Origin of the sequence: Campylobacter concisus, assembly GCF_902460715.1 — a bacterium.
GTDB lineage: Bacteria > Campylobacterota > Campylobacteria > Campylobacterales > Campylobacteraceae > Campylobacter_A > Campylobacter_A concisus_AK.
The window spans coordinates 1,026,511-1,050,165 of sequence record NZ_CABPUX010000001.1 but is presented as its reverse complement, the minus strand read 5'-3'; the positions used below and the strand labels follow the sequence as shown (position 1 = coordinate 1,050,165).

Genomic DNA, 23,655 nt, shown 5'->3' with positions numbered 1-23,655 from the left:
AGCCAATCAAATCTTAGTCCTAGAGAAATTTTGGTAGATAAAATAATGCGCTCATCTTCTTTTACAAGCCTTCATACCTATAATATTTTGAAGGCTATAACTCATATTGTAATGAATATATAAAAATTTATTCATATGCTTAGCGTATTTATTTTATAAGTCTGATCGCTTAAGCAAATTTTAGCTCTTTGTTTTCAAAGATGTTAAATTTGGTCGCATCATTTTCGCTAATATGACGATAGTTAAGCTAAACTCAAAATTTCTAGGCGCTCGCCCTTTTTGATGTGTAAATTTTCATACTCATAAATTTGCGTAAAATTTGCCACCACATTTGTTTGGATGCGTTCATCAAAGCAAAATTTCATCTTGCTAGCGTTTAGTGCGCCTACGAAAATAGGATCGTTACAACTAGGATAAATTTATCTTGACATTAGTTATTCTTTTTAAAGCCAAACAATACAAATTTGCTTTTGCAGATTGATTTAAACCTTTTAAATTTAATAAATTTATCTCTCTTTCTTTTGCAAACTATTTTTATGATCCTTATACGCCATAAAGCATGCAAATATAAAAACGACGATAGTTATGGCTAGGATCAAATTTTGTCCTGGCATGAAAGCTCCTGATTTGTAAATCTAAACCTCTTTTGCGCTGTTTTTAAAGACATTTACCACACTGGCTCGTTTGTGGCAAATTTCAGCATACTCTTTTTCGCTCTTTGAGTCATAGACTATGCCAGCTCCAGCTCCGACAAAGACGTCGCTAAAGCCGTTTTTAGCTGGCACAAAGATGGCTGAGCGGATGAGGATCGCCACCTGAGCGTCGCCATTAAAATGCAAAAATCCAATGCCCCCACCATAGATATTCCGCTCAAAAATTTCAAGCTCGTTAATTATCTGCATCGCTCTGATCTTTGGCGCACCGCTTAGCGTGCCAGCTGGGAAGATGCTAGCTAGCACGTCAAAAAGGTTAAGCTCCCTAGCGCACTTGCCATAGACGTCGCTAACGATATGCATCACTTTTTCAAATTTCTGGATATGCATCGCATTTTTCACGACCACACTCTTTGGCTCTGAGACCCTGCCGATGTCATTTCTGGCAAGATCGATTAGCATCTTATGTTCAGCTAGCTCCTTTTCATCGCTTAGTAGCTCATTTTCAAGTGCCAAGTCAGCATTTGCATCGCTGCCTCTTGGTCTTGTGCCAGCGATCGGTGCTACAAAAATTTGCTCGCTTTTCATCTCAAAAACAAGCTCAGGCGACGAGCCGACCACGTCACCATAAGGCGTAGGAAAATGAAACATATATGGGCTAGGATTTGCGTTAGCTAGCTTTTTGTAAAAGTCCAAACTGCTCATATTTGTTGAAATTTCAAGTAGCTCCCCAAGCACCACCTGAAAGACGTCGCCGCTTCTTATGTATTCTTTTGCCACTTCAACCATATCTTCAAAGTGTTTCTTTTCTTCACTTAGATCAGTTTTTACGCTAAATTCACACTCTTTTTTGAGCTCACCTTCTGCCTTTAAATTTAGCAAAAAGTCATAATACCTCTCTTTATCTCCATAAAAAGTGTAAATTTTACTCATCTTATCAAAGTGTAGATATGCTTTAGCATCAGCGTAGATAAATTTTGGAAATTCATACTTTTTAGCCTTTTCTTCACCGATATACTCAAAGTATCTCACGCCATCATATGCAAAAACGCCAAAAAGTCCAGCAAAAGGTGCGAGTGATCTGTTACGATTAGTATCAAAGTAGCTTCTAAGTCCATAAAAGTCCATATCTTTTTCATCGATATATTCGCAGTCGATGCCGATTATCGTTTGCGTCTTGTCTTCAGCAAGGTAGCTATTTTTAAATTTTTCTCTGATCGCTTCATAATAAAAAAGTGGTTGTTCTAAGAGCATCTTTTTCCTTTTAAATTTTTATTGATTATAAAAAATTTTCGCTTTTACTTTTTAGAATTTTGGCTAAATTTATAAATTTACGCCTTTTTTACTATTTTTTTAAGAGCCCCTTGGCTAAAATTTGCACCAGTCAAGGGAGAAAAAATGCTTTTTGTAGAACTATTTATAATCGGTATCGGCGTTGGTTACATCGCTGGGTTTTTTGGCATCGGTGGCGGCACGGTCGTCGTTCCTATCATGGTCGCATTTGGTTACGACGTGAAAACAGCCATTGGCATAAGCGTCATGCAGATGATCTTTAGTGCGACATTTGGCTCGTATCTAAACTACAAAGCTGGGCTTTTAAAGCTAGATCGTGGCGTGGTTTTGGGGCTTGGAGGCTTGGTTGGAGCCAGCTTTAGTGGCATCATCGTATCGCACGCACCTGCACTCTTACTTGAGTCTATGCTTCTAGCAACTTTTGTCTTCTCACTTATCAAGTTATACTTTTCACCAAACAGCGACGGCTCAAATGCGAATAATTCGCTCTTTTTGCTATTTTTAGTTGGCGTTTTTGTTGGCGTTTTTGCCATTAGTATCGGCATCGGCGGAGGCGTCTTTATCGCTCCTATCTTGGTTGGCTTTTTACGTTATGAGCTGAAAAAAGCCGTTTCTATGGGCGTGTTTTTCGTTATGTTTGCAGCCATTGCCGGCTTCATCTCGCTCTCGCTAAATGGTCACATCTCATACGCTGAGGGCACATTTTTAGGTCTTGGCTCGCTAATAGGCGCATACTTTGGCACCAAAAAGACGCAACATACCGACAAAAAAACACTTAAAAAATGGTTTTTGGTCTTTTACATAGCGATGATATGTTTGATATTAAAAGATATGTTTTTTGAGTAAGAGCATGGCTAAATTTGCCACGCTCTTTTTTTAAATTTCTTCAAAAAAGTAAGCTTCACTTAGTTTAAAAGCAAGCTCTTTTAGCTCATCTTCGCTTAAATTTACGCCCTTTGAGATCTCTTTAAGGCTGGCCTTGCCGTCAAATTTCAATGCAGCTTTGATCTCCTCAACGCTTAAACTAAGCTTGCCATTTAGCTCGTTTGCCAAAGAAATAACTGGTGAGCTAGCCTCCAAAAAATAACCAAGATAGGCCGCAGCTCTAGGCTTTAGCCTAGTTTTTTTAGGCTCATAAGCAAGTGCAGCAAGCTTTGAGGATGAAATTTTGGTGTTTTGATCATTTAAAATTTCAAGTAGCCCCATAAATGCTTCACTCTCGCTCTCACCAAGTGCAGCCTTTACTTCACTTAAATTTAGGCTTTGCGGATAGGCTTTGCTTAAAATTTCTTGCGTTTTTGTCCTTGGCTGCTCACTAAAATATGCAAAATAAATTCTATCAAGCTCGCTCTCGCCAAGCACCGCGTCAAAGTCCTCAGCGCCATTTAGCCTTTCTTTGTGCGCGATAAGGCTTTTTCTAAATGATCTATTAAACAAAAAGTCGTTTATCTGCTCTTTTTTGATGCGAGTGTTGTAGCTTTGCTCGATGTGCGCGTCAAAGCGGTAGATCCCGGTTGAGCTTGCAAAGATATCGTTTAGCGAGGCGTCTATGACGTAGCAAAGCCCGTGTTTGTCGATGTGTTTGGCAAATTTATGAAAGTAAGTTGGCTCGTTGCTAGCCTCCAAAAAGTCGTGCAAAATGTAATAATCACTCCCCTTTGCGATGATGCCTTGTAAGAAATTTAGCTGCGTCAAAAGTAGTTTCATGCTGTCTTTATAGACGACGTCGTTTTGGTTTTGCAGGCTAAATTTCAAATAATCCTGCAAGAAATTTAGCTCATCTTTGACGTGAGAAAGTGCCTCTTTGCTCTCCTTGCCAGCGCTTGCAAAGAGCATGAAGTCCCTTAAAATATCAAGGCTTTTCCAGCCTGGGTAGGTATTATAAGAGACGTAGGCGATGCCATCTTTGCTAAGTAGCGCCTTTATCGTTGCAAGTAGCGCGTCTCTCACGTTTGGGCTCACCCAGCTATAAACGCCGTGAGCGATGATGTAGTCAAACTCGCCAAGCTCCTTGATATCGTGCTCATTCATGTGCAAAAAGTCACGCTCAAGAATGGTGAAATTTTTTAATTTCATCTTCTTTGCGATCTTGTTGCCCTCTTCTACTTGGTGGCTTGAGATGTCGATACCAACGACCTTTGCCTCTTTGCGAGAAGCTGCAAATGGCAAGATATTGCCACCGTATGACGAGCCAAGTTCAAGCACTCTAGCATCTTTTAAATTTGCCACCTTTAGCCCAAGAAATTTAGCCACCGCCTCTATCCTAACAGGCGAGCAGTCGCTAAATGCAGCTGAGAAATAAGGAATTTCGTCGTAAGCTTTTTTTGCCTTGTTCATCAGCCGTGCTTTCTGGCAAATTCTCTCATGAACTCGCCAAGTTTCTCAACGTCGCTTTGACTAACAGCGTTGTAAATAGAGGCTCTTATGCCGCCAAGATGTCTGTGACCTTTTAGCCCTAGCATGCCCTCTTTTAGCGCTTCTTCGACGAAAACTGGCTCAAGCGCATGATCTTTTGGTATCGTAAAGCTCACGTTCATATCTGACCTGCTTGATTTTTTGGCGTGACCCACGTAAAAGCCATTTGAGCTATCTATGATGTTATAAAGCGTGCTTGCTTTTTTGGCGTTTATCTTCTCAACCTCGGCAAGTCCGCCAAGATCTAGCAGGTGCTGCATGGTTAAATTTAAGAGATAAATTCCAAAAGTTGGCGGTGTGTTGTAAAGTGAGTTTGCCTCTACGTGCGTTTTGTAGCGCAAAAACATAGGGACGTTTTGGCTACTCACGCGATCAACTAGGTCTTTTCTTAAAATGACGATAGTCACGCCGCTTGGGCCTGCATTTTTCTGAGCGCCACCATAAAGCAAGCCGATACTGCTAAAATCAAGTGGTCTAGCGAAAAAGTCGCTCGAAGCATCGACGACAAGGGGCGATTTGGTCTTTGGCATAGCCTTATACTGCGTGCCGTAAATCGTGTTGTTTGAGCAGATGTAGGCATAGTCGGCGTCATCGCTAAATTTAAACTCAGGGATGTAAGAGAAATTTTCATCCTCACTGCTTGCTACGACATCCACATTTACGCCAAGCACTTTTGCCTCTTTGATCGCTTTGTTTGTCCAAACGCCGGTGTTTGCATATTCAGCCCTGCCACCTTGATATAAATTCATCGGTATCATGCTAAATTGCAAGTGTGCGCCGCCTTGAAGAAATAAAATTTCATACTCATCGCCGATGCCGTAAAGCTTTCTTATCTTCTCCATCGCGCCAAAGTGGATCTCCTCAAAGGTCTTGCTTCTGTGGCTGATCTCCATGATCGAGTAGCCCTCGCCTCTGTAGTCGGTAAATTCGGCTTTTGCGTGCTCTAAAACATCTAATGGTATCGCGCTTGGGCCTGCACTAAAGTTGATTTTTCTACTCATTTTTACTCCTTGATAATTGCTTTTTTATGTGTATTTTGCGAGATAAGCTCGATCTCATCATTCAAATTTAAATCCCTAAGATCAGCTCTCTTGCCATCTTTTCTAACCTCGATAAGCCCCTTCGTGCTCTCAAAAAAGAGCTCCCTCATCTCATAAGCCTTCTCTAGCGAGCCAAGGGCCGAGCTAAGAAGCAAGATCTTTCTTTGCACGGCGTTTGTTAGGGCATTTTGTTTGTTTGCCACCTCGCTAAATTTTAGCTCGATCCTAGCTTTTAGAGCGTTTGATGAAAATTTAGAAAGTAGTAAATTTAGCAGATTTTGCTTCTTTGTGATCTTTAAATTTAAAGCACTATCAAGATCGTCGCTGAGTCTATCAAGATACTGGAAAAACGCCTCTTCATCAGGCAACAGATCAAGCATAGCTGCACTTGGCGTAAGAGATCTGCGGTCTGCCACAAAGTCACTTATAACGTAGTCTATCTCATGTCCGATAGCGCTTATGACTGGCGTTTTGGTGGCATAAATTTCACGTGCCAGGCCCTCGTCGTTAAAGCACCAAAGATCCTCTTTGCTGCCACCTCCTCTAGCTAAAACGATCACATCTACGCCGTATTTATCGGCTCTGCGTAAGGCTTTTATAAGCGAGCTTGGAGCACTTTCGCCCTGAGTTAGCGCGTCAAATATATAAATTTCACTTAGCCTCCAGCGACTTCTTACCACCTTTAGCATATCCTGAAGTGCAGCTGAAGTGGCACTTGTGACAAGGGCTATTTTTTTAGGTAAATTTGGTATCTCTTTTTTTGCGCCGATGTCAAAAAGCCCCTCGTTTTCGAGCTTTTCTTTAAGCTGCCTAAACGCAAGCTCAAGCTCGCCCTCGCCATCAGGCAGCATCGCACTAGCCACTAGCTGATACGACCCACTTGTCGAATAAATGGTCACTTTGCCATAAATTTTGACCTTCAAGCCCTCTTTTGGCAAGAATTTCACCTTTTGGTTATTCATGCGGTACATCACAGCTGAGATGCTTGACTTTTCGTCCTTTAGCGTGAAGTACCAGTGCCCAGAGGCATGCTTTGTAAGGCGCGAAATTTCGCCACTAACCTCGACGTAGTCAAGGGTTGCTTCAAGCAGCGCCTTTGCTTTTTCGTTTAGCTCAGATACGCTAAGCATTGATCTCTTTGACCTTTTTAGCGATAAATAGCGTCGAGATGTCCATGCTAAAGCCCTTGCAAAGCTCTATCTCAAAGCCAACTTCAACCAGCTCATCGCAAAAGCTCTTTGCGTCCAAGAAATTTTCGATCGAGCTTGGCAGATACTCGTATGCCTCTTTGTTTTTTGAGATAAAGCCCCCGATACTTGGCAAAATTTTACTTAGGTAAAAATCTCTTAGCGCAGTTATAAAGCCCTTTTTCTGGCGCTTTGTAAATTCAAGCACTACGACGTAGCCGCCATCAGCCAAGACCCTGTTAAACTCCCTAAGCGCAGCCTTTCGCTCGACCACGTTTCTGATGCCGTAGCTTATGCTTAAAATTTGAGCCTCACCGCTTGCAAGCGTTGTATTATCAGCATATGCCTCTATAAATTTAAAATTTGGAAATTTCGTCCTCGCCTCTTTTAGCATGCCACTTGATGGGTCGATGCCAGTTAGGCTTTTTATCTCTACGCCAAATTCTTTTGAAATTTCACTCCAAAGCCCCATCATATCGCCAGTGCCGCATGCCACATCCACGATATTTATACTTTTATTTTTAAAAATTTCTAGCATATATCTGCAGGCAAATTTCCTCCAGCTCACGTCCACGCCAAGGCTTAAAACCCTGTTTGCGACGTCGTAAGTCGGGGCGATCTGGTTAAACATATCAACTATTTTTTCTTGTTTTTGCATAAATTTTAGACCTTTATATGTAGTAAATTTTTAAATTTCGCGAGATCTTGCGAGTTGCTTTTATAAATTTAAGCCGTTTTTTTAGTATCTCTTCTCTGGTTTTGTAAATTTGTTTATAGATTTTGCTCTCAAGTTTTTCCTTGCCAGCAGCTTCTGGCAAACGCTCTAAGATACCCAGCCAGACGTCATAGTCTTGAAGCGCACCAAAGATCTCTTGCATATCTTTTAGCCGCTCTTCATACTTTTTAAGCCCGTCAAAATAAAAAATCTCACTCAAAAACTCGTAGGTATATCTCACCTTTTTAAGCTCGATCCTGATCTTGTGAAAGCTCTCATTTGGGCAGTCTTGATCTAGGCTTTTTAGCCTCTTTTGAGCCAAAACTAGAAGCGTTCTTAGTTTAAACGAGCCAAGGCGCGAAAGGCTTACATCAAAGAGCCTTGATCTATAAAACTCGCCCTCATTTAAAAATATCTCCCACTCTTTTAAAAATGCGTAGTTTTCCTCGTCGCTTAGGTAGCTTTTAACGTTTTCATACTCTAAATTTAAAGCCTTTTGCACAAAGTAAATTAGCTCATTTGCATGCTTTTGCTCGCTTAAAAAGCCTAAAAATATGTCTAAGTCTCGCTTTTTGTTGGTTGAATTTGCCAAAATTTTAAAATTCTCACCAAAAAAAAGCGTCACTTTCTCATCAAAAACTCCGTTAAAAATTTTAAGTAGCGACCTAACTTTTCTTAAATTTACTCGCAAGTTGTGTAAAATTTCTTCGTCGTGATCTTGCAGATAGTCACTCTTTAGCCTCTTTATCTCTTTATATATGCTTAAAAATAAAGCTCTAAGTGCCTCGCCGCTTTTTAAATTCGCAGTAAAATTTGGCGAAATTTCTTTGTTTTTAAAGACATTGTAGGCTCTTTTGTAGTCGATTTGTTCATTTTCGTTTGCGTGAATAGCAAGAAATTTGTTTTTATATCTTTTATCGCAGGTGACATCAGCTTGGCAAAACTGCTCCAAAAATGATGGCAGTTTAAAATAGACAGCCTCATTTTCATCACTAAATTCGATCTCAAACGTGCAAAGCCCGTTTAAGCCGTCTTTAAAAACGTCAATGTTGCAGGGATTATTATTTAGCCGAAAAATATATCTATCTTTTGTGATGACGTGTCCGATGCGGTTTTTTAGAGCCTTTTTAAACTCCGCCTTTTCGCAAAATTCCTCATTTTCTTCTCTTATAAGATCTTTGCCAACCTTGATCGTTTTTATAAATTTATCCTCTTCGCTTCTGAAGCGGATCTCTTCATTTTGCGTGATCTTGGTGTAAAACTGAGAAATTTCAAGGTGCTTAAAAACTACTCCAGCTTCTTTTAGAAAATCTAGAATTTGAGAATTTTTGAGTAAAAATTTACGCTCTATCTCCAAACCCACATTTTTCTCCGAAATTTTTTGCTTATTTTAGCGAGTTAGTGCTTAAAATAATGAGAAAAAAGCTAATTTCAGGCTTGTTTGAAGTGTTTTATGAAGAAAAATAAAAATTTATGTTGCGTAGTGCAACATAAATTTTGCCTTATCGGCAGTGTTTACAGCTTTTTACGCTAGCAACGATATTTAGGCGCTCGATGATGTTACCGATCTTTTTTTCAAGCGCTTCTTGATATTTGCCAAGCTCTGAGTCATCATAGCTCATATCCTCGACGCTACCGCAGTTTTCGCAAACCACGTGGATGTGCGGATGCTCGTAAATGTCGTATCTCGCCTTTTGATTGACGATATTTACTTCAACCACCAACCCCTCGTCTTTTAGAGTGTTTAGGTTTTTATAGACAGTTGCGAGCGAAACTGATGGATTTTCTTTTAAAATTTCATCATAAAGCTCATCGATCGTTGGATGTGTGTGACGATCAAGAATTCTCAAAACGCTAAGACGCTGCGGCGTTACTTTAAGCCCAGACTGTTTTAGCAACGATACATATTGCATAATTTTCCCCTATACAAATTTTTGCTTTATGCTAGCAAAAGTAATATTAAACGTTTCTTTATTAAATGATATTAATTATTCTCTAGTAATTTTTGGGTAATTTGCTCAGCGCTTATGCCAAGGCTCTTTTCGACCTCAGCTGTCGAACCGTGCTGGATAAATTTATCATCATACTCAAAGCTAACAACGCTTACATTTGAGATGCCATTTTCTTGTAAAAAGGCACTTACGATCTCGCCAACGCCGCCTTTTTTGGCGCTATCACTAAAGATGTACCACTTTTTAGTGCGTTTTGCTAGCTCACATAAAAGCTCGCTATCAAGCGGCTTTACAAAGACTAGATCGACTAAGATCACCTCAAGCTTGCCGGCTAGTAAATTTCTAACCAAATTTGCCTTGCCAACGCCGTTGCCATAGCCTAAAAATGCGATGTAGCTCTTTGTGTCAGCCAAAATTTCACCCTTGCCAAACTCTAACGGTTTAGCTTTAAACTCATCTCTTAAGATAAACGCCCCACGCGGATATCTAAAAGCGCTAACGCCTTTGTAAGAGTAGGCAAATTCCATAACATTTTTCATGCTCTCTTCGCACCTTGGAGCAAAAAGAACCATGTTTGGCACAGCGTTTAAAAAGCTGATATCAAAAGCGCCCTGATGTGTTTCGCCGTCCTCGCCCACGATGCCTGCTCTATCCATCGCAAATGTGATGTTTAAATTTAGTATAGAAGCGTCGTGAATGACCTGATCGTATGCCCTTTGCATAAAGGTCGAATATATCGCGACAAATGGCTTAAAGCCCTCTTTTGCCATGGCTGACATCGATGTAACTGCGTGCTGCTCGGCTATCGCCACGTCCCAAAAGCGGTCTGGAAACTCATGTATGAGCGCGTCCATACCAGTGCCTGTTGGCATCGCAGCCGTTACACCAACGATGTCGCTGTGCTCTCTTGCCATCTTTAAAAGCTGCTCGCTAAAGATCGCCGTGGCTGACTTGTTTGACTGTCTTTTTATAAATTCGCCACTTTTTAGATCAAACGGCCCAACTCCGTGCCAATTTTCATAGTAACCCTCGGCAAATTCATACCCTTTGCCCTTTAGCGTCTGCACGTGCACGATGACTGGTTTTTTCATGTTTTTGGCAGTTTCAAATGTGCTAAGAAGCGCTGCGAGGTCGTGGCCATCGACTGGGCCTATATACTCAAGTCCAAGCTCTTCAAAAAACATACCAGGAGTGATGAGCCTGATGCCCTCCTCCATGCGTCTAGCCATGTAGGCTGCAGAGTCTGGCATATAGCTTAAAAAGCGCTCGACCCTGCCTTTAAATTTTTGATAAAACTGCCCAGCCATCATCTGGCTTAGATACTTGCTAAGAGCGCCTATTGGCTTACTTATGCTCATTTCGTTGTCATTTAGGATGATGACGCAAGGATATTTTCTGTCCCCAAGCTCATTTAGCGCCTCGTATGCCATTCCACCACTTAGCGAGCCGTCGCCTATGACAGCTACTGGCAAGCGCTCTTCATTTTTTAGTTTGATCGCCTTTGCAGCGCCAACTGCAAGTGAAATGGATGTCGAGCTATGGCCTGCCACAAAGTAGTCAAATTTGCTCTCGCTTGGCTTTGTGTAGCCGCTGATGCCGTTAAATTTTCTAAGCGTATCAAATTTGTCCCAGCGCCCAGTCAGTAGCTTGTGCGCGTAGCTTTGGTGGCTCACGTCAAAGATAAATGGATCTTTTGTAACGTCAAAAATTTTGTGCATCGCAACGATGATCTCGACTGCGCCGATGTTTGAGCTAAGATGGCCGCCATTTTTACTAACGGTGGATAGAATTTTATCTCTTATGTCGTGGCAAAGCGCGTTTAGCTCATCGACATTTAGGCTTTTAAGATCTTTATTCATTATTTACCAGCATTTTTAGCTTCTCAAGCCTTGTTTGCATCGTCGCATCGATGTTTCCACCCTCGCTTATTATCACCACGCCACCTTTGCTTATAGCATCATCAGCACTTACTTTTACGCGCTCATTTTTACTAAACTGCTCTTTTAGATAGTCACTATCTTCAGGATTTACGCGAATTTCTATATTTTTTACGTCGCTTAGCTCTTTTATAAGCGAATTTGCTAGGTGATGAGCGATCTGACTAGATGCGCTTGAAACCTCTTTTTCTATCACCTCTTTTGCGATCTTTATCGCAGTTTGTCCAAGCTCTTCCTCACTCTTTTTCAAAAACTCATCAAATTTAACGTACTGCTCATCTAGCTTTGCAGCTGAAGCGCTAAATTTAGCCTCAAGCTCCTTTATCTTTGCCTCGTTTGCAGCATTTGTTTGAGCGATGCCTTCATTTTTGCCATCCTCTTTTGCACGAGCGATCTCAGCTTCAAGGCGCTTTGCAAATTCACTCTCTTGATTTTCTATTTGCATTTGAAGTTTGATGATATTGCTGCTTAGCTCATCTGTCTTTTTAAGCAGCTCCTCAACAAAACTCGAGTCAAATCCAGGCTGGTGGGCTGGCTGAGGCTGAGAGCCAAAATGGCTTTGCATACTTGGCTGCACTGGGTGCGGCATCTGAGGTGCAAAATTTTCACCACCTTGCTCTAAATTTTGCTCATTTAGCTCTTCACTAAGGTTGTTCTCTTCTATCAAAACAGGTGCGCTATCTTGGGCTCTTTCGTTACTCCCAAGCACCTTAAATCTATAATTTTCTATAAAGTGAGCTGGCGAGGTCTCACTTGTTATTACGCTACTTTTCATTCTATCATCTCATCTGCTTCGCCAACTTGGAAGACGCCTTGATCAGCTAGACCTTGGACAACCTCAACGATGCGTCTTTGCGCCTCTTCAACATCTTTTACACGAACAGCGCCAAGGTATTGCATCTCCTCTTTAAAGGCTTCGGCTGCACGCTGAGACATATTTGATAAAAATTTATCTTTAATGCCGTCACTAGCCCCTTTAAATGCAATCATAAGATCTTTTTTATCGACATTTTTGAGAATTTCTCTGATCGCTGTTGCGTTAAGATTGATAATATCTTCAAATGTAAACATAAGCTCTTTGATCGTTGTGGCAAGCTTATCGTCGTTTTGTTCGATGCGCTCAATGGTGCTTTTGCTAGCTTTTTGACCAAGTCTGTTAAGCACTTCTGCCACAGCTCTTGGGCCACCAACCTCAACCTTGTAAGATGTGAGGCTTTCAAGTTTGCCCTCAAGCACGGTTGAGACACGCTTGATGACTGAAGGGCTGATCTCGCCAAGATTTGCCATCCTGATCACTACCTCACTTCTTAGCTCATCTGAGAAGAAGCTTAGTGTCTCGGCAGCACTTGTTGAGTCCATGTGGGCTAGGATTAGTGCGATAGTTTGAGGGTGCTCTTTTACGATGAAGTCTGCGAGCTGCTGTGGCTTTATCTTATCAAGATAGCCAAAGCTCTTTGAGTTTTCCATGCTTTTAGCAAGCTTGTCTAAAATTTTCTGAGCAGCCTCTGGGCCAAATGTGCGGTATAAAATTTCTTTTGCATACTCTAAACCGCCGCTTCTCATATATTGATTTGACTGCATTAGTGCATAAAATTCTTCCAAAATAGCACCAGCAACTTGTTTGTCTATATTTTTTGCAGTTGCTATGTAGCCTGAAATTTCGGTGATGACATCAACATCCATGTGTGAAAATATAAGAGCTGTCGCCTCTTCGCCAAGCTGTATTAGTAAAATAGCGATCTTTTCTGGCATCGAAAGATCGTCATATATCATCTTTTGCTTATCGGTTAGTTTTATAGACATCAAATTTCCTTACGCATGTTAAAGTCACTATCGTTTTTAACCATATCTTGGAGTAAATTTGAAATTTCCTCACTTCGTTCAGTGACTACTATCTTCATCTTTTCAAGAAGGACATCGTATTTTAGCTCATCTTCGTTAAATTCACCGCTAAGACCAAGCTGCTCCTCGACTTTCTTACGAGCAGCTTTAAATTTCTCAAGCGTATCTTCAGCATCCACCTCGATATCTTCAAGATCGTCCTGGGCTTGCTCCTCTTCTTCTTTCGTCTCTTCAAGCATCTTTTGCATAAATGGCACGATGACTTTTTTGTAGAATATGTAAAGTAGCAGTGCTGCAAAGATGTATTTAAGCAGCGGCAAGAAAGGCATCACGTAGTTGTTCATAAAGCCATCCATCTTCTCGCCAGTGCTGACATCTTTGCCAGTTTTAAACTCGAAGTTATCCAAGCTTACCTCATCGCCTCTATTTTGATTGTAGCCGATTGATTGCTTGATTAAATTTGTGATTGACTCTCTTTGCTCTTTGGTGAGCGGGGCAAATTCAAGCTCGCCAGTTGGTTTGCCGTCTTTATCCTTTTTGCTTTGATAAAGTCCGTCTATAACGACAGCTGCGCTCACTCTGTTTATGCTAGCAAACTGCCCTTTGACATTTGTCACTTTCTTTGAAATTTCGTAGTTTGTCTGCTGCGAACTTTTGTTGTACTGCTCTTTTAAGGTGCTGTCATCTAGCCCTTGAACAGGGCCTATGTTGCTAACTGCACCTGGTACGCCACCGACTTCATTTGGAGCTGAGCCTTGGCGCTTTTCTTCGATGTTGCTCTCGCTTCTTACGACGTTATTTGGGTCATAAACCTCGCTTTTTGTATCTTTTTTATCAAAGTCAAAGTCGATATTTACCTTTGCTACGACCTTATCTGCCCCGCCCACGATAGGAGCTAGCACATTTACGATCTTTTGCTCGTAATTATTTTCAAACTCGCGCTTATAGCGGATCTGCTGAGCTATGGCATCACTATCAAATTCACCGTCTTCATCGCCAAGTGCGACGCCGTCTTGATTGACAATCTTTACATTTTCTGTGCTTAAATTTGTAACAGAGGCGGCGACTAGGTTTTTAATGCCAAAAATTTGCTTCGCATTTAGACTAACGCCTGGCTTTAGCTCAACCACGATAGAAGCGGTCGGCAGTGCTTGTCTTTCAGTAAAAACGCTCTCTTTTGGTATGGCTATTCTTACGGTTGCTTTTTGGATAGATGAGAGGCTCTCGATCGTTCTAGCTAGCTCACCCTCAAGCGCTCTTTGAAATTTAACTCTCTGCTCAGCGTCTGTTGCGCCAAATTCTTGCTTGTCAAAAATTTCAAAACCGATCTTGCTCTCTTTTGGTATGCCAAGCGTTGCAACAGCGATACGCTCTTTATATACATCGCTTGTTGGCACCAGTATTGTGCCTTCATTTGCTAATTTATACTTGATGCCATCTTTGTTTAGCTGATCGACTATTAAGGCTGAGTCGCTTGGGCTGATGTTTTCAAAAAGGACGCTATATCCTGCAAAGCTATCACTTTTGCTTTTGTAAAGCGTTAAAAATACCAAAAAAGCCACAACTAAGACGATCGAGCTGCCTGCGACGATCTTTTGTTTTAGTGAAAGCTTTTGATAAATTTGACTTATTTGATGAAGTAATGCCTTAAAATCCATATCCCTACTTTAAAATTTGCTCTAACTCTTCAAAAACTCTATCGTTTTGCCATGCCTGACCGATGGTGATTCTCACTGCATTTAAGGCATAGCTTTTTAAATCTCGTAAAATTATACCTTTTTTTAGCATCTTTTCGCATATCTGGCTTGATTTTGGCTCTTTAAATTTAAAAGTGATGAAATTTGTGTAGCTTGGGATAAACTCGATGCCATTTTGCTTTGCAAACTCCTCATATCTCTTCATCTGCTCGAAGTTGTTTTGCATAGTTTTATGCACAAACTCATCATCTCCAAGTGCTACGATCGCTGCTCTTAGGCTTGGTGTCGTGATGTTAAATGGAGCTCTTAGCTTTGAAAGAGCGCCTATAATCTCTTCATTTGCCACGCCGTATCCCACGCGCATGCCGCCAAGTGCGTAGGCCTTTGAGAAAGTGCCAAGATAGATGGCATTTTTAAATTTCACCACCTCGCTTGGCTTTATCTCTTTTTTGCTATCTTTAAAATTAGCAAATTCGTTGTAAGCACAATCAAGCACCACAAGCGTGTTTTCACCAATGTTTTTTATAAATTTATAGACCTCATCGGCATCGATGCACTCGCCTAATGGGTTGTTTGGCAAGCAAAGAAAAATGACAGAAATTTCATCTTTGTGCGCGTTATAAATTTCTAAAAACTCGCTCAAATTATGCTCCACACTCTTTGTGCGGTAAATTTTAGCCCCTGTTTGTTTTGCATAAATTTCATACATCGCAAATGTCACGCCAGCCATCAAAACACCACTTTGCTTGTTCGCCTTTGCGTGAAGTGCAAACTCTATGATCTGGTCGCTTCCAGAGCCGATGATTAGATTTTTGCTAGTTACGCCAAATTTCTTAGCCAGCCCCTCTTTTAGCTCAAAGTAGCTATCGTCTGGATAGAGATGTGCGTTTTTAGCGACCTCTTTTAGCGCCTCTTCTACGCGTTTGCTCGTGCCAAAAGGGTTTTCATTACTCGCTAGCTTTATCACATCTTTTGCATCGATGCCAAACTCTCTAACTACAAGCTCGATCGGCTTTCCAGCCTCGTAATTTACTAGATCATCTAAAAAGTCATTAAATTTCATTACTCTTCTCCGTTTAAATAGCTTCCAAGCCAAGTTATCTCAGCGCCGCTCTCTTTTGCAAGTTCAAAGGCGTTTTGCACCTTCTCATCGTCGATATGCCCTTCAAAGTCAAGGTAAAAAATTGACTTAAATTCGCGCTGTTTGATAGGACGTGACTCAAGTTTTGTGATATTGATATTTTCATTTTTAAAGATAGAAAGCAGATCAGCAAGGCGTCCTGGACTGTGATCAGTTTTAGCTAGGATCGAAGTTTTCGAGTTTTCAACCTTGGCGTTTTTAAAATCACTTAAGATCAAAAATCTCGTCCTATTTGCCATATTATCTTCAATAGTCTCATAGACGATTGGCACATTGTAAATTTTAGCTGCGATTTTTGAGCAAATGGCGGCTGATTCTCTATCCATAGATGCCATATATGCAGCTGCTGCGGTTGATTTGGCTGGGACAAATTCGACCTCATTTAGCAAGTGATCTTCTAAAAATTTACGGCACTGGTTGTAGCCTTGCGGATGCGAGTAAATTCGCTTTATCTCTTTTAAATTTTCATTTATGCTAACAAAGCTGTGGTGGATATCTACGTAGAGCTCTGCCACTATCTTTATATCATCAAATTTACTCAAACAATCAAGCGTAGCTCCAACAGCGCCTTCAGTGTTGTTTTCGATAGGCACGACGCCGTATTTTGCCTCTTTTTGAGCTAGCTTCGTAAAAACTGCCTCGATAGTAGCAAGTGGTAAATATGCACTCATTGCACCAAATCTACTTTGCGCCGCTTGATGCGTATAAGTGCCCTCAGGCCCTAGATAGACGATCTTTTGAGGCATCTCTAAATTTCTACTAACAGCAAAAATTTCAAGATAAATGGCCTCGATCGCAGCCTTATTTAAAGCTTTATCTTTGCTAAGGCTAGTTAAGCGGTTTATGATAGCTCGCTCACGCTCAGGACGATATATAGGCGTCCCAGTCGTTTGCTTTAGCTTGCCGATCTGCTCGACAAGCTTCATTCTTTCATTTAATTTATTTAAGATGAGATCATCGATACTATCAATCTCTTTTCTAAGCTCATTTAGCTCTTGCATCAGCGCTCTCCAAAAACTCAATCTCAGGTGCCACGACGTCCTCAAAGCACTCACGTCTTCTTATCAGCCTATCTTTGCCATCAAGCACGCAAACTTCAGCGGCTCTGTTTCTTGTATTGTAGTTTGAACTCATGCTAAATCCATAAGCTCCAGCCCCTTTAACCACGATGACGTCGCCACTCTTGCACTCTGGCAGCTTGATATCTTTTGCTAAAAAGTCGCCGCTTTCACAAACTGGACCGACCACATCGCAAGTGCCTAAATTTTCGTCTTTACCATCGACAAAAATTTTGTGATGTGCGCCATAAAGGCTTGGTCTTATAAGATCATTCATCGCGCCATCAGTGATGACAAATCTCTTTTTGCCATTAAATTTCTCATATAAAACGCTTGCGACAAAGTAGCCAGCATTGCCCACGATAAAGCGTCCTGGCTCGCAAACTATGGTCACATCTTGACCCTTTAGCGCACCTAAAATTCCTTGTGCGTAGTCGTATAAATTTATCTCTTTTTCATCGTTGTAGATGATGCCAAGTCCGCCGCCAACATCAAAGAATTTGATATCGATCTCAAGCGCTCTTAGCTCTCTTAAAAGCTCACTAACGATCTTTGCAGCGTCTATTATCGGGCTTAGTGAAGTTAGCTGCGAGCCGATGTGGAAGTGTATGCCAGTTGGCTCAAGAAACTCTGAAGCTTTAGCGTGGATATACATCTTTTTAGCCGTCTGCGCATCAACGCCAAATTTGTTTTCATTTAGCCCTGTCGAGATATATGGGTGAGTTTTTGCATCAACGCCTGGATTTACCCTGATGCTAATCCTAGCCTTTAAATTTAGCCCTTTTGCTATCTCTTCAAGCCTTAAAAGCTCGGCAAAGCTCTCAACATTTATAAGCAAAATTTCATTTTCTAAAGCCTCTTTTAGCTCTTCATCGCTCTTGCCAACGCCGCTAAATATGATCTGATATCTCTTAGCACCTGCAAGAAGCGCCCTTTTGACCTCGCCGATGCTCACGCAGTCAAATCCAGCTCCAAGATCAGCCAGAAATTTTAAAACACTTAAATTTGAGTTTGCCTTTACAGCGTAGCAAACTAGAGATTTTCTAGCGTAAAATGCGTTTTTTAGCGCCTCGTAGCGCTCTTTAATGTAGTTAAAATCATAAACGTAAAGTGGGGTTTTGTATTTGCTTGCAAGCTCTTTAAAATCCATAAAATAGCCTTTTTTAAAATGGCTTGATTTTACAAAAAAGTTGCCAAAATTTGGCTTAACGATGCGATTTTATGAGATAAATGGCGTATGCAAAAAGCAAAATAACAGGGACAACCATGCCGATTTCTGGCAAGATGACAGAAGTTTGAGCAAATTTGGTTAAGATAAAGAGAAGCCCCCAAACTACGAGTGTTATGACGACAAAGATAAATGTTGAGAGTGCGAGGTTGAAAAACCTGCCAGTCACTGGCAAATGATAGTAGAAAATAAGCAATAAAAATGGCGCAAAAAATGGCGTGATGGCAAGGTTATAAAATGCAGTCCTTGCGCTATCAAGCCCTATGCCTTCGTTTTTAAATGTCTTTATAAAATTTATCGCGTCAGGTATGTTAAATTTCGAGTTTTCAACGCTTGCAGCACTCTCGATGCTCTTTGGTTTAAATCCTCTTAATGCATCTAAATTTTCGCTTTTTACCTTGCTAAAGCCATTTTCGCCAAGCTCTAAGCTTTGAGGCAAAAAGGTCTGATTTACATCCTCTAAAACCCACTCATTGTCTTTAAATTTAGCGTGGTCGGCAAAAGTTGTCGAGAGCAAGTCAGTTCCATTAATGTCAAAAATTCTCACGTCATTTGCTCTTTGCTTGGCTGAATTTAGCTCTTTTATATAGATAAATTTGCCTTCAAACTTCAAAAATGAGTCATTTGTACTTTTTGAAAAAGCGGTGTTTTTAGCGATACTTTTTTGATAGTCATGCGCATAAGCAAATGGCGTAAAATTTAGCCCAACGTAAAAAATCGTCACAAAAAATGCGATAAGAAATGGCGGTAAAATGAGCTTGTTTTTACTGATGCCAAGAGCATAAAAGCTGATTAGCTCGTTTGAGCGAACCATATTTACATGCAAAATTATTAGCGCGAAAATGAGTGAAAGTGGCAAAACATAGCTAATGGCACTTAGTGCAGTAAGGCCAACATAGAGTAGCTGAAGGTTGGCAGATGGCGGCAGATCTTTTAAATTTGTAAGCAAATCGATGCCAACATAAAATAGCTCAAGCGCTAAAAATACGATAAGAAAAGATTTTATATAGACCCAGCCAACGTATCTGGCGTATAGTTTCATTTGATAAGACCTTTTTTTATCGTAAATTTTTGTGAAATTTCGTTGATGTCGCTCTTTAGCAGCTCACAAACCGCATTTTTTGTATAGGCTAAAATTTCATCTAAAGCCTTTTTCTCATCATCACTAAACTCGCCAAGGACAAAATTTTTAGCATCGCCCTCATGTCCTATGCCAACGCGCACTCTTTCGTAGTCGTTGCCTATTAGATTATCGATCGATTTTATGCCGTTATGTCCGCCGCTACTGCCGCCTTTTTTAAATTTAACCGCGCCAAAACTAAGATCAAGATCGTCGTGGATGACGATTATCCTATCTGGTTTATAAAAGTCTTTTACTGCTTTTACGCTTTGGCCCGAGAGGTTCATAAAGGTTGTTGGTTTTAGCAAGATAATGTCGTTAAATTTAAAAACTTCGCCTTGAAATTTGGCTGAGCTAACATCTTTGAAATTTGAGTCTTTTAGGAGGTCTATAAGCATAAAGCCTATGTTGTGTCTAGTGTTTTCGTATTTGGGGCCAGGATTTCCCAGCCCCGCTATTAGTGTCACAAAGGCCCTTTTTATTTAGCTTTAATAACTCCAAGTACCGCAACACGGTCAGCGTCAATGATAGTAACGCCTTTAGGAGCTGTGATATCACGAACCAAAATCGTATCATCAATGTCAAGTTTGCTTACATCAACGTCAAATGAATTTGGTAAATTTTCAGCCGTGCATTTTACGCAAAGACGTCTTTTTGACTGAATCAAAACGCCCTTATTTTTAAGACCAATAGGTGTTCCAACTGGCTTAACTGGGATCATATATTTTGATAAAACGCCTGGAAGTGCTACTTTTAGATCTACATGTTTAAGATCACTTGTAACAACATCTCTTTGGTAATCAACAATAACGACATTATAAACTTTTCCGCCTACTTTTACATCAAAAGCAAGGCTCTCTTTTTTGCGTGCCTCTTTGATAAAGTCATTGACTTTAAAAGCAGCTGCAACATTCTCTAATCCCTTGCCATAAATGTTGGCGATTAGATAACCATCTCTTCTCAAAGCCTTCGCAGACTTCTTACCGATACTCTCTCTAACGATACCCTCTAACATCGTTTTCCTTTCATAAAAAATAGGTGCTGATTTTATCTAATGCTTTATAAATTTCACATAAAGCTTACTAAATTTCTTTAAGTGCGATCACTTCAGGTTGATCTTGTTTGCTTTGAGGTTTGCCAAAATTTACACCATTTTCAAAGCTAAAACCTGTCACATTTGAGCTTTTTATCTTAAGCTGCAAATCGCCTCTGTTACTAGCATTATCAAGCGCTACTTCGGCACTAATTATCTTATTTTCATAAAGCTCAAGCAAGTGCTGATCAAAAGTTTGCATGCCGTAAGTATTTTTTGACTCAGCTATGGCAAGATCGATCTCGTCAAATTTTTCTTCAGATATGAGCTCTTTTATGCGAGTATTTTTTCTCATGATCTCTACTGCTGGGCGCCTTGTGCCAAAAAGTGTCTTAACTAGCCTTTGTGAGATGACGCAGGCAAGGACTGAAGAAAACATAAGACTGACCTTATCTCGCTCGCCTTGTGGGAAGCTATTTACTATCCTATTTACGCTCTCTTTTGCGTCAAGCGTGTGAAGCGTCGAAAGCACCAAGTGTCCAGTCTCTGCAGCCCTAATGGCAGTCTCAATAGTCTCAAGATCTCTCATCTCGCCCACCAAGATGATGTCAGGATCTTCTCTGAGCGAAGCCCTCAGTGCGTCTGAGAAATTTAGCGCATCTGCGCCTATAGAGCGCTGGTTGATTATGCTTTTATCGTCGTTAAATACATACTCAATCGGATCTTCGATAGTCACGATGTGCGATCTTTTTGTTTGGTTTATGAAATTTATCATGCTTGCAAGCGTTGTCGTCTTGCCGCTTCCAGTTGGGCCAGTCACTAGGATGATGCCACGAGTGGTCTCGGTGCAAATTTTTTCTATCACACTTGGTAAATTTAGATCTTTTATGGTTGGAATTTTCGTTGGAGTGACACGAAAGACAGCAGAAATTCCATTTATCTGCAAAAACATATTTACACGAAAGCAGTACTCGTCATTTAGTTTATAAGAAAAATCTATGTCTTTTTTATCCATAAACTCATCAAATTTAGCCCCCAAAAGCTCTTTTGCGATAGCTACTGCATCACTAGGGCCCAAATTTTCTTCGCTAAGTGGCATGATCTCACCATTAAATCTGCCATAAACAAGGCTTGCAGACTTTAGATGAAGATCGCTGCCGCCTTTATCCACTAAAGAGCACAGATATGAGTCTAGGTCTTTTTTGGTCATTAAAGTGATTTCATAATGTCGTCAAATGCTGCAACAAACTGCTTTAAGCCGTCATTTAAAAGCTCTTTATAAGTAGCATTTATATCGATCTCATTATTTTTTATGATGTGAAAAAAGCTTGAGATATTCTCTTTGCTAGGGGCATTTTTTGCCTCAGCTTTTTCTTTTATAAATTCTTTTATCGTATCTATCGGAGCTGTGTTTATAGAGTTTTTATACATTAGCTCCCTAACGTAATAATCCCCTCTTAAGCCACCACCTTTTACGCCAGTACTTGCAAAAAGTGTCCTTACGTTTTCTAAGCCAAAGTCCTCAATGATATGATAGATATTTGCAGCGTTCATTATGCCGATCTGCCCTGTTGGTAGGCTCTTTGCAGACATTGTCTCATCAAGCTTTCTATCAAATCTACTAACAAAAACGCTGATCACACCTTTTGGCATCGTCGTATCCACAAAGCGGCTTGCATAAGCTTTGCTACCCTCTTTAAAGGCCTCTAGGCAGTTTTTAGCCTGATCTGGCGAGAAAATGAGCGTCGCATTTACGCTGATGCCTCTTGCTATAAGCGCGCTCATCGCCTCGTAGCCCTCTTTTGTGGCTGGAATTTTTATCATAACATTTGGCATTGAGATAAGGTTATGAAGCCTGATGCCCTCTTCTATCGTCGCAGCTGTTTCGCCACTTAAATTTGGATCAACCTCGATACTAACAAAGCCATCGTCGCCATTTGCGTAGTTTTTTAGCATTTTACATGCGGCGATCTTGATATCTTGGGTCGCTAAAATTTCATAAAGATCTTTTGGGTGACGCTTGTTGCTATTTTGTATGATCTGTTTATAAGCAGGTGATGCAAAAGCTGTTTTAAAGATAGCTGGATTGCTTGTAGCTCCGTTTATAACGCCTTTTTCTAATAAAGAGTTGAATTCGTTTTGTAAAAAGTCTCTCTCTATAAAGTCGCACCAAAGAGAAAATTTAGCTTCATTGTCATACATTTTTTCACCTTATATATTTTAAAATTTCACGCAGATCCTTGGCATCCACGCAATGCGTCGCCTCTTTTTTTAAAATTTCTTTCGCACAAAAGGCAATTTTTAAATCACATTTTCTAAACATTGACACGTCATTAGCTCCGTCGCCAACGCACATAATCTCACTTTTATCTAAATTTAATAGCCCCTTTAAGCGATCTATCATCTCGCCTTTTGAGCTACCAAACATCATCTCTCCGCCGACTTCACCTGTTAAAATTCCATCTTTGTGGTGCAAGATATTTGCAAAATTTGCATCAAATTTAAGTTTTTCTTGCATCTTATCAGTTGCGATGTGAAAACCACCACTAAATACCACAACCTTTACGCCCTTTTGCTTTAGAGCAGCTATAAGCTCGCTAGCTCCTTGCATGATGGGTAAATTTTTACAAATTTCATCTGCTTTTGAAAGTGGCATTCCTTTTAAAAATTTTACTCTTGCTGTAAGACTTTCAAAAAAATCAAGTTCGCCGTTCATCGAACGCTTCGTTATGCTAGCCACCTCATCACTGGCGTTATTAGCGGCGGCGAGGATGTCAATCGTCTCGCCGTCCATTATCGTAGAGTCAAAGTCAAAAACACAAAGTTTTATCAAACTATGCCCTAAAAATCACGCTTTAAAAGGCTTTCAACCTTTAAAATCGTAAGGATGTTTTGATCGCGTTTGCCGATACCATAGATCATGCCTTTGTCTTTTACTAAAGTCTCTGGCGGCGGATCGATCCTGTTGCGGTCTATTCTGATAGCCTCCGTTAAGCGGTCTATCACGAAGCCTGCGATATTATCCTCATCTTTCATGACGATATATCTTGTATTTGAGCTTTGCTTTGTAACATTTAGTGAAAAACGTTTTCGCAAATCAATAAGCGGGATAACGTTTCCACGCAAGTTAAATACACCAAGGACATAGTCAGGCACGCTAGGAACACGAGTGTATTCGATAGGTTTGATTATCTCTTGGATATTTAAAATAGGTATCGCATACTCTTCCTCGCCAACAACGAAGCCTACAAGTTGGACTATATCTTCGTTGTTTTTTATCTCAGGCTCGTCAATTTGCTGTTTTTGTTTGCTTAAAACTTGGTTTAGTTTATCATTCATCGCCT

At 40.5% G+C, this 23,655-nt stretch carries 23 protein-coding genes; 1 reads left to right on the top strand and 22 read right to left on the bottom strand.

Translation table 11 applies throughout. The features are described 5' to 3' along the window. Positions 1–242: 242 nt before the first annotated feature. Positions 243–365: a hypothetical protein gene (locus F3G91_RS10575; RefSeq protein ID WP_262974801.1), complete on the bottom strand. Its 123-nt coding sequence runs from the start codon at positions 363–365 to the stop codon at positions 243–245. A 270-nt stretch (positions 366–635) separates the two neighbouring features. After that, entirely contained in the window at positions 636–1,907 is a 1,272-nt protein-coding gene (locus F3G91_RS05160) for an anthranilate synthase component I family protein (protein WP_149700897.1), read from the bottom strand. A 144-nt stretch (positions 1,908–2,051) separates the two neighbouring features. On the opposite strand from F3G91_RS05160, the gene F3G91_RS05155 reads away from it, so the two are divergent. After that, positions 2,052–2,792, top strand: a complete 741-nt coding sequence (locus F3G91_RS05155) for a sulfite exporter TauE/SafE family protein (protein ID WP_103611385.1) — start codon at positions 2,052–2,054, stop codon at positions 2,790–2,792. Between the two features lie 30 nt (positions 2,793–2,822). Here F3G91_RS05155 and F3G91_RS05150 read toward each other — a convergent pair whose 3' ends face one another. From F3G91_RS05150 to F3G91_RS05055, 20 genes are all read right to left on the bottom strand, one after another. Next, positions 2,823–4,283: a methyltransferase regulatory domain-containing protein gene (locus tag F3G91_RS05150; RefSeq protein WP_149700896.1), complete on the bottom strand. Its 1,461-nt coding sequence runs from the start codon at positions 4,281–4,283 to the stop codon at positions 2,823–2,825. Continuing rightward, positions 4,283–5,362, bottom strand: coding sequence for a phosphoserine transaminase (gene serC / locus F3G91_RS05145; RefSeq protein WP_103614118.1), 1,080 nt, complete (start codon positions 5,360–5,362; stop codon positions 4,283–4,285). The genes F3G91_RS05150 and serC overlap by 1 nt, the downstream gene beginning before the upstream one ends. A 2-nt stretch (positions 5,363–5,364) precedes the next feature. After that, positions 5,365–6,531, bottom strand: a complete 1,167-nt coding sequence (gene xseA, locus F3G91_RS05140; RefSeq protein ID WP_149700895.1) for an exodeoxyribonuclease VII large subunit — start codon at positions 6,529–6,531, stop codon at positions 5,365–5,367. Further along, entirely contained in the window at positions 6,524–7,246 is a 723-nt protein-coding gene (ubiE, locus tag F3G91_RS05135; RefSeq protein ID WP_149700894.1) for a bifunctional demethylmenaquinone methyltransferase/2-methoxy-6-polyprenyl-1,4-benzoquinol methylase UbiE, read from the bottom strand. The genes xseA and ubiE overlap by 8 nt, the downstream gene beginning before the upstream one ends. Before the next feature lie 13 nt (positions 7,247–7,259). Then, a complete protein-coding gene (locus F3G91_RS05130; protein ID WP_223227816.1) occupies positions 7,260–8,666 on the bottom strand; it encodes a CYTH and CHAD domain-containing protein in 1,407 nt (468 codons plus the stop codon). A 139-nt stretch (positions 8,667–8,805) separates the two neighbouring features. Then, positions 8,806–9,216, bottom strand: coding sequence for a Fur family transcriptional regulator (locus F3G91_RS05125; protein WP_009294652.1), 411 nt, complete (start codon positions 9,214–9,216; stop codon positions 8,806–8,808). 71 nt (positions 9,217–9,287) lie between these two features. Continuing rightward, complete coding sequence (dxs, locus tag F3G91_RS05120; RefSeq protein ID WP_149700893.1) at positions 9,288–11,114, bottom strand: 1-deoxy-D-xylulose-5-phosphate synthase; 1,827 nt, start codon at positions 11,112–11,114, stop codon at positions 9,288–9,290. Next, positions 11,107–11,967 (bottom strand): flagellar assembly protein FliH, encoded by an 861-nt coding sequence (fliH, locus tag F3G91_RS05115; RefSeq protein WP_149700892.1) that lies wholly within the window; start codon positions 11,965–11,967, stop codon positions 11,107–11,109. The genes dxs and fliH overlap by 8 nt, the downstream gene beginning before the upstream one ends. Continuing rightward, the gene (gene fliG / locus F3G91_RS05110; RefSeq protein WP_149700891.1) at positions 11,964–12,995 is read right to left on the bottom strand and encodes a flagellar motor switch protein FliG; all 1,032 of its coding nucleotides are present in this window, start codon (positions 12,993–12,995) and stop codon (positions 11,964–11,966) included. The genes fliH and fliG overlap by 4 nt, the downstream gene beginning before the upstream one ends. Continuing rightward, complete coding sequence (fliF, locus tag F3G91_RS05105; RefSeq protein WP_103597392.1) at positions 12,995–14,692, bottom strand: flagellar basal-body MS-ring/collar protein FliF; 1,698 nt, start codon at positions 14,690–14,692, stop codon at positions 12,995–12,997. Before fliF ends, fliG begins: the two co-directional genes overlap by 1 nt. A 4-nt stretch (positions 14,693–14,696) precedes the next feature. Further along, complete coding sequence (gene hisC, locus F3G91_RS05100; protein ID WP_149700890.1) at positions 14,697–15,794, bottom strand: histidinol-phosphate transaminase; 1,098 nt, start codon at positions 15,792–15,794, stop codon at positions 14,697–14,699. Continuing rightward, complete coding sequence (gene pheA, locus F3G91_RS05095) at positions 15,794–16,873, bottom strand: prephenate dehydratase (RefSeq protein WP_021086151.1); 1,080 nt, start codon at positions 16,871–16,873, stop codon at positions 15,794–15,796. The genes hisC and pheA overlap by 1 nt, the downstream gene beginning before the upstream one ends. After that, a complete protein-coding gene (gene lysA, locus F3G91_RS05090) occupies positions 16,857–18,080 on the bottom strand; it encodes a diaminopimelate decarboxylase (RefSeq protein ID WP_149700889.1) in 1,224 nt (407 codons plus the stop codon). Before lysA ends, pheA begins: the two co-directional genes overlap by 17 nt. A gap of 55 nt (positions 18,081–18,135) precedes the next feature. After that, positions 18,136–19,200: an LptF/LptG family permease gene (locus F3G91_RS05085; RefSeq protein WP_149700888.1), complete on the bottom strand. Its 1,065-nt coding sequence runs from the start codon at positions 19,198–19,200 to the stop codon at positions 18,136–18,138. Then, entirely contained in the window at positions 19,197–19,745 is a 549-nt protein-coding gene (gene pth, locus F3G91_RS05080; RefSeq protein WP_149700887.1) for an aminoacyl-tRNA hydrolase, read from the bottom strand. The genes F3G91_RS05085 and pth overlap by 4 nt, the downstream gene beginning before the upstream one ends. A gap of 11 nt (positions 19,746–19,756) precedes the next feature. Then, a complete protein-coding gene (locus F3G91_RS05075) occupies positions 19,757–20,293 on the bottom strand; it encodes a 50S ribosomal protein L25/general stress protein Ctc (protein ID WP_002939542.1) in 537 nt (178 codons plus the stop codon). Positions 20,294–20,360: 67 nt separating this feature from the next. Further along, positions 20,361–21,521, bottom strand: coding sequence for a type IV pilus twitching motility protein PilT (locus F3G91_RS05070; protein ID WP_149700886.1), 1,161 nt, complete (start codon positions 21,519–21,521; stop codon positions 20,361–20,363). Beyond that, positions 21,521–22,513, bottom strand: coding sequence for a transaldolase (locus F3G91_RS05065; protein ID WP_149700885.1), 993 nt, complete (start codon positions 22,511–22,513; stop codon positions 21,521–21,523). Before F3G91_RS05065 ends, F3G91_RS05070 begins: the two co-directional genes overlap by 1 nt. Before the next feature lie 4 nt (positions 22,514–22,517). Continuing rightward, complete coding sequence (gene serB, locus F3G91_RS05060; RefSeq protein WP_149700884.1) at positions 22,518–23,144, bottom strand: phosphoserine phosphatase SerB; 627 nt, start codon at positions 23,142–23,144, stop codon at positions 22,518–22,520. Between the two features lie 8 nt (positions 23,145–23,152). Beyond that, entirely contained in the window at positions 23,153–23,650 is a 498-nt protein-coding gene (locus F3G91_RS05055; RefSeq protein ID WP_021087872.1) for a chemotaxis protein CheW, read from the bottom strand. Between the last annotated feature and the right edge of the window lie 5 nt (positions 23,651–23,655).